Origin of the sequence: Prevotella sp. khp7 (assembly GCF_900109055.1) — a bacterium.
In the GTDB taxonomy this organism is placed as follows: Bacteria; Bacteroidota; Bacteroidia; order Bacteroidales; family Bacteroidaceae; genus Prevotella.
The window spans coordinates 586,359-600,878 of sequence record NZ_FOIV01000002.1 but is presented as its reverse complement, the minus strand read 5'-3'; the positions used below and the strand labels follow the sequence as shown (position 1 = coordinate 600,878).

11 protein-coding genes and 1 pseudogene are annotated in these 14,520 nt (G+C 43.7%); all 12 read right to left on the bottom strand.

Annotated elements, in window-relative coordinates; translation table 11 throughout:
- Positions 1–9: 9 nt before the first annotated feature.
- Positions 10–1,701, bottom strand: a pseudogene (gene carB, locus BMX82_RS06065) (carbamoyl-phosphate synthase large subunit); the annotation flags it as partial.
- Entirely contained in the window at positions 1,701–2,786 is a 1,086-nt protein-coding gene (gene carA, locus BMX82_RS06060) for a glutamine-hydrolyzing carbamoyl-phosphate synthase small subunit (protein ID WP_036914086.1), read from the bottom strand. The pseudogene carB and the gene carA, both read right to left, overlap by 1 nt.
- Positions 2,787–2,794: 8 nt before the next feature.
- Complete coding sequence (locus BMX82_RS06055; RefSeq protein WP_091766962.1) at positions 2,795–4,576, bottom strand: amidophosphoribosyltransferase; 1,782 nt, start codon at positions 4,574–4,576, stop codon at positions 2,795–2,797.
- Complete coding sequence (locus tag BMX82_RS06050) at positions 4,557–6,209, bottom strand: CTP synthase (RefSeq protein WP_051949869.1); 1,653 nt, start codon at positions 6,207–6,209, stop codon at positions 4,557–4,559. The genes BMX82_RS06055 and BMX82_RS06050 overlap by 20 nt, the downstream gene beginning before the upstream one ends.
- Positions 6,210–6,581: 372 nt before the next feature.
- Positions 6,582–7,532: a glycosyltransferase family 2 protein gene (locus BMX82_RS06045; protein ID WP_091766960.1), complete on the bottom strand. Its 951-nt coding sequence runs from the start codon at positions 7,530–7,532 to the stop codon at positions 6,582–6,584.
- Positions 7,525–8,088, bottom strand: coding sequence for an LbetaH domain-containing protein (locus tag BMX82_RS06040; RefSeq protein WP_036914092.1), 564 nt, complete (start codon positions 8,086–8,088; stop codon positions 7,525–7,527). The genes BMX82_RS06045 and BMX82_RS06040 overlap by 8 nt, the downstream gene beginning before the upstream one ends.
- A 34-nt stretch (positions 8,089–8,122) precedes the next feature.
- Complete coding sequence (locus BMX82_RS06035) at positions 8,123–9,100, bottom strand: acyltransferase family protein (protein ID WP_091766958.1); 978 nt, start codon at positions 9,098–9,100, stop codon at positions 8,123–8,125.
- An 11-nt stretch (positions 9,101–9,111) separates the two neighbouring features.
- Entirely contained in the window at positions 9,112–10,239 is a 1,128-nt protein-coding gene (locus BMX82_RS06030; protein WP_036914096.1) for a glycosyltransferase, read from the bottom strand.
- Positions 10,236–11,069, bottom strand: a complete 834-nt coding sequence (locus tag BMX82_RS06025; RefSeq protein WP_091766955.1) for a glycosyltransferase family 2 protein — start codon at positions 11,067–11,069, stop codon at positions 10,236–10,238. The genes BMX82_RS06030 and BMX82_RS06025 overlap by 4 nt, the downstream gene beginning before the upstream one ends.
- Positions 11,063–11,725, bottom strand: coding sequence for an acyltransferase (locus BMX82_RS06020; protein ID WP_091766953.1), 663 nt, complete (start codon positions 11,723–11,725; stop codon positions 11,063–11,065). Before BMX82_RS06020 ends, BMX82_RS06025 begins: the two co-directional genes overlap by 7 nt.
- Positions 11,726–11,739: 14 nt before the next feature.
- Positions 11,740–13,014 (bottom strand): O-antigen polymerase, encoded by a 1,275-nt coding sequence (locus BMX82_RS06015; protein ID WP_177172030.1) that lies wholly within the window; start codon positions 13,012–13,014, stop codon positions 11,740–11,742.
- 21 nt (positions 13,015–13,035) lie between these two features.
- Positions 13,036–14,520 carry a lipopolysaccharide biosynthesis protein gene (locus BMX82_RS06010; protein WP_051949872.1) on the bottom strand — a complete coding sequence of 495 codons (1,485 nt, stop codon included), beginning with the start codon at positions 14,518–14,520 and terminating at the stop codon, positions 13,036–13,038.

The window sequence follows — 14,520 nt, the reverse complement described above, 5'->3', positions numbered from 1 at the left end:
ATTTTAAAGGTACGACAAATAAAGGTAATTAGTCTGGGCTGGATACTCAGCGGCCAGCGTATCTATCTGACTGACGGTAGGTACGACACCCAGATTCTTGCGCCATGCGCGCACCGTCAATCCCGCATCCTCCATACTCATACGTGACTCGAAGCCTAACGCACGCGCTATCTGGAAATCAGAGAATCCATAAACCTTGGCCTCACGCAGCAGGTTCACGAACTCTGGTGTCTCAAGATACTCCAGCAACTCTGTATTCTCCATGAACTCAGCCATCTCGGAGAACTGGGCAAATTGCTTCAGCTGCTGATCGATGTCAACAAGATGCTGTAGCTTTTGCAGGAACCAACGGTCAATCTTTGTGAGCTGATGAATCTGCTCAACGGTATATCCTATCTGTAAAGCCTTTGAGACCACGAAGATACGCATATCCGTAGGTTCGTGGAGCGACTTGTCGATATCTGCGATTTTTATTTCGTGATTCTCTATGAAGCCATGCATACCCTGCCCAATCATACGCAAGCCTTTTTGCAGTGCCTCTTCAAAAGTACGGCCAACAGCCATCACCTCGCCCACGCTCTTCATCGACGAGCCCAGCTGGCGCTTCACACCATGGAACTTAGTAAGGTCCCAGCGTGGAATTTTCACTACCACATAGTCGAGGGCGGGCTCAAAGAAAGCACTTGTGGTCTTCGTAACCGAGTTTTTCAGTTCAAAGAGTCCATAACCGAGTCCCAGTTTTGCAGCTACGAATGCCAATGGATAGCCCGTAGCCTTCGAAGCCAGTGCAGATGAACGGGAGAGACGGGCATTGACCTCAATCACGCGATAATCCTCCGATTGCGGGTCAAGTGCATATTGCACATTACACTCGCCAACAATGCCGATGTGGCGGATAATCTTGATGGCGAGGGCACGAAGTTTATGATACTCTGCGTTCGAAAGAGTCTGCGAGGGAGCCACCACGATACTCTCACCAGTATGGATGCCCAGCGGATCGAAGTTCTCCATGTTGCAGACGGTGATACAGTTATCGTATTGGTCGCGCACCACCTCGTATTCAATCTCCTTCCAACCTTTCAACGACTTTTCAACCAAGACCTGCGGTGAAAAAGAGAAAGCTTCTTCAGCCTGGGACAGGAGTTCTTCTTCATTATCGCAGAAACCAGAGCCAAGACCGCCAAGAGCATAAGCCGCACGGAGAATAACGGGGAATCCTAACTCATGAGCCGCCCGCTGCACTTCCTCAACGGTGTTGCAAGCCTCACTCTTTATGGTTTTCACGCCAATCTCATCAAGGCGCTTCACAAACAAGTCACGGTCTTCGGTGTCGATGATGGCTTGTACGGGAGTACCCAGCACCTCTACACCATACTTCTCCAGCACGCCACGCTGATAGAGTTCTACGCCGCAATTGAGTGCCGTCTGTCCACCAAACGAGAGTAAAATGCCATCAGGCCGTTCCTTTTCTATGACACGCTCCACGAAATCGGGCTTCACGGGCTGGAAGTAAACCGTGTCGGCCACGCCTTCAGAAGTCTGTACGGTGGCAATGTTAGGGTTGATGAGCACTGAGTGTATGCCTTCTTCCTTCAGAGCCTTCAGTGCCTGAGCACCACTGTAGTCAAACTCACCCGCCTGACCTATCTTCAAAGCGCCGCTACCAAGCAGCAAAACCTTCTTTATTTCTTTTTTCTCCATCATCCTAGCATTTTTACAAATTCATCAAACAAAAACTCTGTATCTACAGGCCCCGAGCAGGCTTCAGGATGGAACTGCGCAGACATCCATGGATTTGACTTGTGGCAGATGCCTTCGTTAGAACCGTCGTTCATATTCACGAACAAAGGCTTCCAATCTCCGGGCAGTGTGGAATCATCAACTGCATAGCCATGGTTCTGCGAGGTTATGAAGCACTGTGTAGTACCAACCTTTTGCACAGGCTGGTTATGTGAACGGTGACCGTATTTCAGTTTGTAGGTCTTCGCGCCAGCTGCTTTTGCCAGAAGTTGGTTGCCAAGACAAATACCCATACACGGCCGCACCTCTTTGCTGTTCAGGAAGGTACGGATATTGGCCACCGTCTTCTCGCAACGCTCAGGATCGCCAGGGCCGTTAGCCAGGAAAAGGCCATCGAAATCCAATTTATTGAAATCATAGTCCCAAGGCACACGCACCACCTCGATGCCGCGCTTGATAAGACAGCGTATGATATTTGCCTTCACGCCGCAATCTACCAGCACCACGCGATGTTTCCTTTCACCTTCTGGCTGATAGGTAATCACTTCCGTGCAGCTTACCTTCTCAACCCAGTTCACGGAACCATAGTCCTCTGATGGCAGCACACTCTCTGAGTCTTCCAACACAATCTTTCCCATCATTACACCATGCTCTCTCAGCAACTTAGTAAGTCTTCGGGTATCAATGCCAGTGATGGCAGGCACACCTTCGCGTTTCAGCCAGGCATCAAGCGACTCCTTTGCATTCCAGTGTGAATAAGTCTTGCTATAGTCAGCCACCACCAGCGCTTTGGCATGAATGCGGTCGCTCTCCATAAAAAGTGGAAGACCGTTTTCTTCCATACCCGTATCAGGTACGCCGTAGTTGCCTATCAGCGGATAGGTCGTCACCAGTATCTGTCCAGCATAGCTGGGATCTGTCAAACTCTCAGGATAGCCCGTCATGGCTGTATTAAACACCACCTCGCCAGTCGTTCCGGCTTCATAGCCAAACGACCAGCCGCAGAATTGACTGCCATCGTCAAGTATCAGTTTTGCTTCTCTCATATATACTATTACAATTGTAAATTCAATACATTCTCAACATAATTCACAAAAGCCCCGTTACAGAGGCGGATACCACCATTGGTGGGATAATGACCCGTGAAATACCAGTCGCCAGGATGGTTCGGACAAGCCTCGTGCAGCCCCTCGATGCTCTGATAAACCAGCTCGATAGGAGCTTGCATGCCATCGGGGCGCAGCATTTCAACAATCTTGCGGTTAATCTCTTCAACGGTAAACGGGGCATAGATGGCCCGCACATGGTTCTTTGTCGTGGGCTCAGTCTTACAGGCCCTATACGTCTCGGCTATCACTTGTTCCAAGCCCCGGTCTTTTATCAGCGCAATGGCGGCACGGAAAGCACAGAGTTCTTCCAAACGCGACATATCAATGCCATAGTAGTCTGGATAACGTATCTGCGGCGAGCTCGACACCATGACGATTTTCTTGGGATGCAGACGGTCGAGGATCTTGAAGATGCTCTCTCGCAGCGTTGTGCCACGCACTATCGAGTCATCGATGATGACCAGATTGTCCTCATAGGGTACTAGCGAGCCATAAGTGATGTCGTAAACATGGGCAGCAAGGTCGTTACGCTCATTGCCTTCTGTGATGAAAGTGCGCAGTTTGATGTCTTTCCACACCACCTTCTCGATGCGCACTTCCTGATTCAGCCTTCTCACGCCGTCGGTCATGCCGTGGAAGGCCACTTCGGCGGTGTTGGGGATATATGAGAACACTGTATGTGCCACATCGCTGTCGATGGCCTGCATGATGGCAGGCGTAAGTTGCTCACCCAAACGCTTACGTTCCAAGTAGATGTCACGATCGGAACCGCGACTGAAGTAGATGCGCTCAAAGCTGCAGGCGCTCAACTGCCTGGCAGGCATGATCTGCTGCTGGACTATCTCGCCACTCTTACGCACGATGAGCGACTGCCCTGGCTTCAGCTCTTTGATATCCTCGGCCTGAAGGTCGAAGGTGGTCTGAATGACGGGGCGCTCTGATGCCAGCACCACCACTTCGTCGTCCTGATACCAGAACGCAGGACGTATGCCCCAAGGATCGCGCACTGCAAACATCTCGCCGCTGCCTGTGAGTCCACACATCACGTAGCCGCCATCGAAATGCTTCATCGTGGTCTTCAGCACGTTGCCCATCTCCACATGGTTGTCTATATAGTCGGTGATATCTGTGCCCTGTAAACCTTGCTCCTGAGCTTCCTGAAACAGGCGCTCCACCTCACGATCCAGGCGATGGCCCATCAGTTCCAGCGTGATGTACGAGTCGCCATATATGCGGGGCGACTGTCCCTGAGCTGTCAGAAAAGAAAAAACCTCGTCAATGTTGGTCATATTGAAATTACCACACAGACAGAGGTTTTTTGCTCGCCAGTTATTTCTACGCAGGAATGGATGCACATATTGCAATCCGCTCTTACCCGTTGTGGAGTAGCGCAGATGCCCCATATAGAGTTGACCTGCAAACGCCGGTTGCTCTCCGGTTTGCGGCGAACTGCCATCGGCTAACGGATGGGATATCCGTTTGAATATCTCGGTAATGGCATCCTTGCCTTCCGCCTTCTCGCGGAACATATATTCCTCGCCGGCAGGAGCGTTGAGGTTTACACAACCGACACCAGCGCCTTCCTGGCCTCGGTTGTGCTGTTTCTCCATCATCAGGTAGAGCTTGTTCAGCCCGTATCGCCACGTGCCATACTTCTGCTCATAATAGCTCAGCGGCTTGAGCAGGCGAATCATGGCCACGCCACATTCATGCTTCAGTTGCTCCATCGATACATGCTTTGAATTTCATTCGAGACTGCTCTTGCTCAATTGCAGCCTTCACAAACGACATAAACAGGGGGTGCGGATTAAGCACCGTTGACGAGTATTCTGGGTGGAACTGAGTACCGATATACCAATTCATATCGGGAATCTCCACAATCTCCACCAAGTCGGATGCGGGATTGATGCCCACACATTTCATGCCCTTGTTCTCAAACTCCTCCTGATACTTATTATTAAACTCATAGCGGTGACGATGGCGTTCCTTGATGAGCGTCTCTTCGCCATAAGCCTCCCATGTGCGACTGCCCGTCACGAGCTCACACTCATAAGCGCCTAGTCGCATCGTGCCGCCCATCTGGGTGATGTTCTTCTGCTCCTCCATCATGTCAATCACGTTGTGGGGCGTCTTGGGGTTCATCTCGGCACTGTTGGCATCCTTATAACCCAGCACGTTACGTGCGAACTCGATGACCATCATCTGCATGCCTAGACAGATACCGAATGTAGGAATGTCATGCGTGCGGGTATATTCGGCGGCAATGATCTTGCCTTCAATACCTCGCGTGCCAAAGCCTGGGCAGATGACAACTCCCGCCATGCCGCTCAGTCGCTCTGCAATGTTCTCACGGGTAATTTCCTCACTGTTCACAAACACGGCCTTCACCTTGCGATCGTTGTAGGTTCCAGCGTGTGCAAGACTCTCGATAATGCTCTTGTAGGCGTCTTGCAGGTCATACTTGCCCACAAGGGCAATCTTCATTTCCTTAGTAGCTTTTTTCCTTCTCTCGAGGAACGAGCGCCAAGGTCCCAGTTCGGGTGTCTTTCCCGGCTCGAGGCCCATCTTCTTGAGGATGATAGCATCGAGGCCCTGTCGCTGCATGTTTACAGGTACTTCATAGATTGACGGCAGATCCTGACTCTGAATAACGGCTTTTGAGTCGACGTTACAGAAGTGGGCCACCTTGCTTTTTATATCGTCGTTCAGGTTGTGTTCTGTGCGCAGTACGAGCACTTCGGGCTGTATGCCCAGTCCTTGCAGCTGCTTCACGCTGGTCTGGGTAGGTTTTGTCTTCAGCTCGCCAGCGGCAGCCAGATAGGGCACGTAGGTAAGATGGACGTTCAGCGCCCTCTGGGGACCCAGCTCCCAGCGCAGCTGGCGAATAGCCTCGAGGAAGGGCTGACTCTCGATGTCGCCGATGGTACCGCCTATTTCGGTAATGACGAAGTCGAGATCTTGCTTGGTGGCGTTCATCAGTATACGGCGCTTAATCTCGTCGGTGATATGAGGCACCACCTGAATGGTCTTTCCCAAGTAGTCGCCTCGGCGCTCGCGCTCGATGACGCTCAGATAGATACGCCCTGTTGTTACGCTGTTGTCGCGCGTGGTCTCGATACCAGTGAATCGCTCGTAGTGTCCTAAGTCGAGATCTGTTTCCATACCATCGGCCGTCACGTAGCACTCACCGTGCTCGTAGGGATTCAGCGTGCCTGGGTCGATATTGATATAGGGGTCGAATTTTTGGATGGTAATCCTGTAGCCTCTTGCTTGCAAGAGTTTTCCCAGCGAGGCTGAGATAATGCCTTTTCCCAATGAAGAGGCTACACCTCCGGTGATAAAAATGTACTTTGTCTCCATAAAACAATCGTTTCTATGGACTGCAAAGGTACAGCATTTCGGAATAATACGCGCGTGAACATTTATATTTTGAGTGTTAAAAATGCGGCCAACTTTCAGATTGTAAGTTTTTAAAACCAAAAACCTTTCAATTCGCAACCATTTTCATTTGAAAACCTTTCAATCCGAAACACGGCCTACACACAAACAGCACTTTAGACCTATACACATAAAAAGGCGAAGGCTACCTCGAAAGGCCTCCTCATCAGTTCCTTTTAAACATTGGGGAAAAAGTAAAACAGGTGACCTCAAAACCTTTGAGACCACCTTACTAAACAAACTGATATACAGTTAGTTAAAATAGAAATGATATTAATCACAAAATTACGATATTCAGACGGAGCCTCTTGACGACAAGACGATTCCCCAATGATCCTTGATATATTGCTTCAGTGCTTGTCTGCCTTCTGGAGAATTAGCATCCAAATGATTGGCTTTCATCCACTTCATTACCTCAAGAACCTTCACATCTACGAGCGTGCGATACCACCAACCTTGAATGAAAGCAAAAATGAATCCTTCCTTTCCGTCAAGGAATCCGCCTCGTAGGAAGTAACGGTAAACGAAGTATGCAAACGAGCGCCAAAAGAGTGGCAGCCTGTTATATTTGCATTTTATCCTATGCTTTTTTTCCGCCTGTTTCCCAAGATGTGTTATATTATCAGACGCACTTCCCGTAAGATGATACATCTCATTCAACACCTGAGTAGCCTCACCATATGCATAATTTATGTGTTTCTTGCAATATTCTGAGATATTTATCAGTGAATGATCACAGAAATCATGTTCAAACTCCACACTCTTTCCCTCAAGCAACTGGATATGTTCATCCATAAACCTCCGCTCGCACATCGCCTTTCTGTAGCGGAAGATTCTAAGAAGCTTTACAGGATAAATACCTCCTTTCATCCATTTCCCCATGAAAATATGCCTTCTTTTTAGCACAATTCCCGTAATTTCATCACCAAGTGAAGGGATTTTTTGCTGCATTTCCTCTACCAAATCCTTCATAGGATACTCGTCAGCATCCAATCTCATCACCCATTTAGTGGTGATAGGAGCATTCTCCAATGCCCAATTAAGTTGTCCCGCATGTTTTGTTGTAGGCCATTCATGCTGAAGAACATGAACATTAGCATAGGATTGGGCAATTTCCACTGTCCTATCCTCAGAGAAACAGTCTATCACAAAAACATCCTTGACGACAGGACATATAATATCCAGACAACGTTTTATATGAAGTTCCTCATTATATGTGAGGATTATGGTTGTAATATCAAGCATTTTCTATAATCTCCCTCTTTTTTATGAACTTAGCAGGATTACCGCCAACAATTGTCCAAGGTTCCACATCTTTATATACGCTTGCCGTAGCACCAACAACGGCACCTCGACCAATCGTAACGCCCATGCCAACATACGCTTTAGTACATATCCATGCCTGGTCCTCGATAACGATAGGAGCCGTTATGAGCGGATTTAAAGGATTTGTGACATCATGACTGGCTGTACAGAGATACGTCCCTTGAGATACCGTAGTGTTAGCTCCGATTGTGACAGGAGCCACATTATAGCATTCAACATCACCGGCAAGACAAGCATACTCTCCCATCGTGAGGAAAGGTGGATAATATACCTTTGCAGAACTATATACATGAGCCGTTTTTGCAATCTTTGCCCCAAAGAGACGAAGAAGGAAATTTTTCCAGCCCTTACCAACACTCCTAGGCAGCCACCTTGCACACAATGCCCAAGTGATATTCCACAAAAGACGAATCATCTGATGCTTCCGCCCCAAGTGATTCTCATATTTTGACAAATCGATTTTTGTTTTAGTCATATACAAATTCAATAAATGTATTTAGTCCTTTGGTTTATAGTTTAGAGTATATATTCTTTCCAACAATAATACGAGATAACGATGACCTGTCAAACAATATTGCACAAAACAGACATAGTGTAACTATCATCGACAAACAGCATATCGTCCCAATAATTCTTGTGCCATCAAAGGCAAAGAACGGAGCGCATACCTTTGCAACAACTGTAAACAACGGAGAGAAAAGTACAATAGCAAGAGAATTCCTTCCTATATACGATATATAATTGGATATACACTTCGGTATTCTATCTTTCAAATCAAAAATAAAGCCTAGAAATGTAAGAGTTAGTCCAATGCCTGGAATAGAACATCTTGAAATGTCATTGGCAAATATAATAATCAAAACAAAACACAATAATGATATCGGCGACTTTAATTTCTCATTTATTTCAAAATTCGCATTTCTAAATAGAATACCTATTATAAAATAGATTATGTCTCCCCATTTAAAACCTGGTATTCCAACAGACAAAGTATACAGGATGATAGATGAAATCAGAATGCCAGACAATCCTTTCATTACATAACGATTAACTATATAATAGATCGTCAAACAGATAGCCATTGTATGTAAATACCAGTAAGTGCCAGAAGGCAAAAATGCGATCTTACTCAACAGAGTTAGCACTCCACCATCAAAGGTGTTAGAGGCTCCAATGAATTTTCCAAACATGCCTAATCCCAACAGATATACGATCTCAAAGGCAATATATGGCACCACAATACCATATATACTTTTTATAAACTTTTTAGGCTCTCTATTCACAGAAAACAAGTAACCACTAATCAACAGAAAGCCAGACATGTGGAATGCATATACTATTTGACACGCATGAGGATACTTTGCATTAAACAATCCAAGATGGAAAGCCACCATAAGAAGGATTAATAATCCTTTAGCCATGTCAATCTCTTGAATTCTTTTCGTATTGTCCTTCTTGTCAAGTACATTTTCCTTTCCAAATACCATATATCTTTATTTCACTTTAATACAAATTCCGGCTTCTCACCACCATTCAGTAACCACTCATAAAGGTGTAAAGTCTTACGAGTAACGCTTCGGTAGCCAAAGTTATCATAGATAAGTTTGCTTGCTCTTTGTCCCATATCATAGAGAACAGTAGGACTCATGTTCAAAGCCTCACGAAGTGTATGTTCAAGATTATCCACACTAAGGCCAATACACCAACCCGTCTTTGTCTCATTAAGTGTTTTCCAAGGACAGTTTGTTGTAGTTACAACAGGCGTTCCGCACGACATCGCTTCAGCTATCACCATTCCAAAACTCTCGCTAAACGAAGGCAAACAGAAAAGGGCAGACTCCTGATAAAGCTTTATCTTAGCCTCTCCAAATACAGGCGGAAGAATCTTGATACTATTTTTCAACCCTAAACTTTCCACATTCATCTCTAAACTATGAACATATTCTGCCTCGCCATTACCTACAACAAGCAACTGCCAGTCAGAAAAATCAGAATGAATACGTTTCCAAGCATCAAATAGGATTTCTATACCCTTCTTTACATGTATGCGACTAAGAAACAGCACTTGCTTCTTAACAACATCAATAGACGTCTTGCATGGATAAGCATTTGTTTCTATACCATTTGGAATAACTGCCTTACAGGTCGTGATAGCGAGTTCACTCACATGTTCTGCCTCCATCTTAGCCGTAGTAAAGATACAGGCAGATTTCTGCACATCCTTACGCTGGTACAGCCACCAAGCCAATATCTTTTTCCATTTCTTCTGTGATAGACTCCAAGGCTCAAGCATGCCTCGAGGAGTGACGACATACGGAATACCTAATCTGCGAGCCTCAACCATCACCTTATGATAAGGCAAATCCCACATACTCTGAATCTGAATCAGTTCAAACTTCTCATCTGCAAGATATTTTGCAATATCCTTCTTCGAGAAAGAAGGTTCAAGTACCTTCAGTTTTGCTGTAGTTCCTTCAAGCGCATGCGTATTCATGTCTTTAGAACGGATCGTCATAAGAGTGATATCCACACCTAGCTCAGCCAGTCCCTTGACGAGCATAGGAACACTACGGGATGGACCACCACATGCCAAATCCAGAGAAGATACGAATGAGAGAATTTTCATGATCGAGAGATTCTTGACCAGATACAATCTGGCAGAAGATTTATAACATGAACGTAAATAAAGAACAATACAGCTTTGAACACTCCTTCATATCTATTGAGATAATGGAATGTGATGAACGGATTACTTCCTAAAGGAGAATATAGTTTGTTGAATCTTTTAACTACCGATACACCATTAAGGCGTATCCTTGGATTCCCACGTTGTAATGCAGCATCCGTACATCCTATATATTTTCTTGATGTGCATACATGAAGCCCGTTCTTATGAGTCTCATAACCATAGGCTACATCACCCAAGTCATGATGATATACAGGATCAAATAAACCATTCTTCTCAAATACACATTTGGGTACAAGAACGAAGTTGCCATTCAAACGACAAACCTCGTTCAACTCACCATTAGCAGGTATAAGATGCTTGGATTTATCATAACCACCATATACAACTTGCCTGGTTGTTGTTTCCTGTACTAAGCCGGCTATTACAGCCTTATGCTCCATGATTCTACTACATTCTAGCATTTCATCGAAGCTGTCGTCATAGAGAAGAAGGTCGTCATTAAGCCAGAAATAGAAATCATAATCCCTACTTCTTGATGCTTCAACCCATGCTTTCCTCATTCCTCTGCACCAGAAAAGATTGCCATCTCCACGAATGAGATTCACCTGAGGAAAATTTTCACGAATAGCATCTGCAGTACCATCAGTTGAATTGTCATCGACACAATAGACATCAATATCCTTCCTGATAGAGAATAGTCTGCCAAGACACGACAATGTAGTATCCTTACGATTATGACAGGTTATGAGGACTGCTATTGTTACCATACTCTTTGTTTGCCTGATGACACGACTTTAGCCGGGATACCTCCAAGAACAGAAAATGGTGCCACATCTGAATAGTTCTTATTACAGAAAGAATTGGAGGCAACGATTGTGTTATCTGGTATTACAGTTCCTTTGTTAATACAAACATTATTCCCAATCCATACATTGTCGCCTATTACTATTGGCTTGTGCGAAGGAGATATCGTTCCTGTATTCAGATTCATGATTTCATGCCTGTCTGTATCCATCAACTGGCATCTCCATGAGCCTCCAACCTGTGAACCGATTTTTATATTGTCCTCACAGAACAGAATCGACTGAGCACCGAATCTCGATTTTGCCCCTATCGACATATTTGCCCCAGGCTCTACCCTTATTGTACTACCACAACCTATATAGAAAGAGCCATTGAAACAAAGACTCCCTCTGATATCAAGAATAACAGGATCGAGTGGAAACATATCACGCCCTTGCGATCCAAGTTTTATCATTCCTGGTCTAACAGTTCCATTTACACACAATTTTCCACTATTACCTACAACCCGTAGTTTGCCATAAACGTCAATAGGAAACTTTATTGCTTGTCTGAATGGCAAAAAATGGAAATTAACATATATAATCTTTATAATGTTATGTATGAATATAGAATTGATCATTATAAGCAAAAAAATTATAAGGATTTCAACTGGGTCATCTGTACAAAAACTACCAAAGCTACATATCCTACGATAAAAGCACGCAAACAGTCAAAAGCACTTGAGCTTGCTGTTTGATATGTTGTCTGACAAAGCAGGATAATAAGCAGCATATTCCTTGTTGTAAGATTCTTCAAGCAAACTATGGCCTTTTCTTCTATCATATAGAAAACGATAAAGAAAAATACAAGACTACCACACTTTCCAAAGTCAAGGAATACCTGCGGTATCATAGAAGGCACACATACTGATGCAGGGTTATACACAACATTCCACATTTCAATAATATGATTATATACAGACGAGCCAATACCTAAACAATTCAGGCCATACCCCAACGAATATTCGGATGGCAGACTACCCCATAGCTCATTCATGTGTATATAGGAAGTAGAAGTATAGAAAATTTCAGATGAGTAAGCCTCTATCGTTTTTATGTTTATTGTCTCATTCATCTTCAGAATCTGTACAACAACAAGCATTATTATTGGCGAAGCAAGGACCAACAAAAACTTCCTATCTATCTTTTTATCCTTATCCCTTATTACTGCTATAGAATATGTAAGAAGATAGGAAAAAATAAAAGGAACGAAGAAAGAAAGGATGAACAAACGTCCGCCAAACGACATCTGGAATGGTATAAACAAAAGGAACTCCCGAATAAATTTTTTCAAACGAATACCTTGTAATGCAGTTTCCATACCTAGAATACAGATATAGAATACAGCAAACTGGCACAGATAACTACCAATACGGATTACATTGGAGTCAAAAAAACTAAAATGCGAACGAGAATCAATATAATATGATCTCATTGCAGAATAATCCCAACCAGTTACCGATACAACAGAAACCAGTCGATACATTCCAATGGCAAAAAAAAGATATAGAACCCATCGCATCTTACGTCTAATGGATACTATATCTGCACTACCAAAGTTCGCCGTTACCTTAACTGCAACTTTTCTTCGCTTAAATCGAGCTAATAGGAATGCTGAAAAGACAACAAACAATATCATTAATTGGTAAGAACTTATTTCCTGAAGATAATCAGCACCATTATAATAGTCGGTAACACCAACCAACAGATTCGAATATAGAAATCCTCCCAAAGAAGTCAATCCCCACATCAAAGCAAAGAATGTTGACGGAAGAACGTATGTTTTGTTTCGCATACCCAACTTTAAAAAATTGGCTATTGCAAAAACAAGACACAGGATAAAACTATATAGGAAATCAATATTTTCCATTAACAAAGCTACCAATAGCATTTAGTATAAAGACTTCCTTCTTCTCATATTTGTAACAATTGAAGAAAATACATGTCTGTCATTTCGTGACAATGCAACATACCAATACACAGGTAGACTTATGATAAACATAATTATGAGTAATGAAAGTTGTACCAACAGGCTATCAGAAACCTGTGGACGGATTCTCCAATAAATACATGATATGCAAACAAATGAAGCCAAACATGGGATTAACACATACTTGATCCATCTTAAAACAGATAAACCAATAAGTTTGTGTGCGAAATAAATATAAATTATTCCATCTACCATAATACGGAAGATTATCCAATTAAGAATTGCCCAATATGGCTGAAAGCCAAATTGAAATTCAACACATGTCAATATAATTGGAATAATGTTTGCTATCGAACTACAAATATTAAACCGCTTGATGTTTCCTTCTGCCTGAATAGCCTGATACAAGAAATGATACAATTGCTCAATAAGCCCAGAAACGAACCATAACATGCAAAACAGAACAGTCCACTCAGGCACTTCCTTTAGCCACAATTGCAACACGACAGGCATAGAGAACAATATAGGAAGTGCAAAAAAGGAGAATAAGAGAAATGAGAACTTACAGCCTGCGTATGAAATCTCAAGCATTTGGTGCCTTTGGTTTGCTCCTTCCTTTTTGACAAGGACTGGTGTCAATGCCTTTGACATATTACCAGAAACGCCCATCAACGCCCCTTGCAGTTGTGTAGCTATTCCCAATGCTGCATTCAATAGAGTCCCAAAGAAATGGTTTATCGCAATAGTCATACCATAAAGTGAAATCATCCCAGCACAAATATTCAGCATGTTCCAGCCTGCAAAAGATGCCATTTTCTTCAAGATCTCATTATCATGTTCCTTTATACTTTTTGCTCTACATACAGGATAAGTCCTATCGCAGTAGCATTTAGTAATGAATCGCAACAACCACGACTCTCCAGCCATCAATAGTCCATAAAAAAGTAATCTGTCATAGTCTGAATATGATATTAATACAGCGATTGTCAGTTTCAAGAACACGTCTATTATTCCTACAAGTGAATAAAAAAACATGTTCTCATGAGCATTCAGAACAGCATCATAAGGCGTTATAGTAATTGAAAATACGGTACTGAAAATCAAACACCCATAAACAATCATGGCCGTTGTTTCCCTACCACTCGGGATATTAAGAATACCATTAAATAAAAAGAAGCCAGCTATGATATACAGTCCACAAACCAACAAAGCCAACATACGATGCAGACGAACTGAGGAATTAAAGATTGTCTGTATGGCGGTAATATCTCCCTTTCCCTCTGCATAACTCATATAACGCAAGGAGGCTGTACTCATAGAAGCACTAAGGAAACCCAACATAGCCAATGCACCAGCAACCACATTATAGAGTCCATAATCAGATGCGCCTAAAGCATCCAACAGAATACGAGTAGTCAATACGGAAACAACAATTGATGTTCCCAT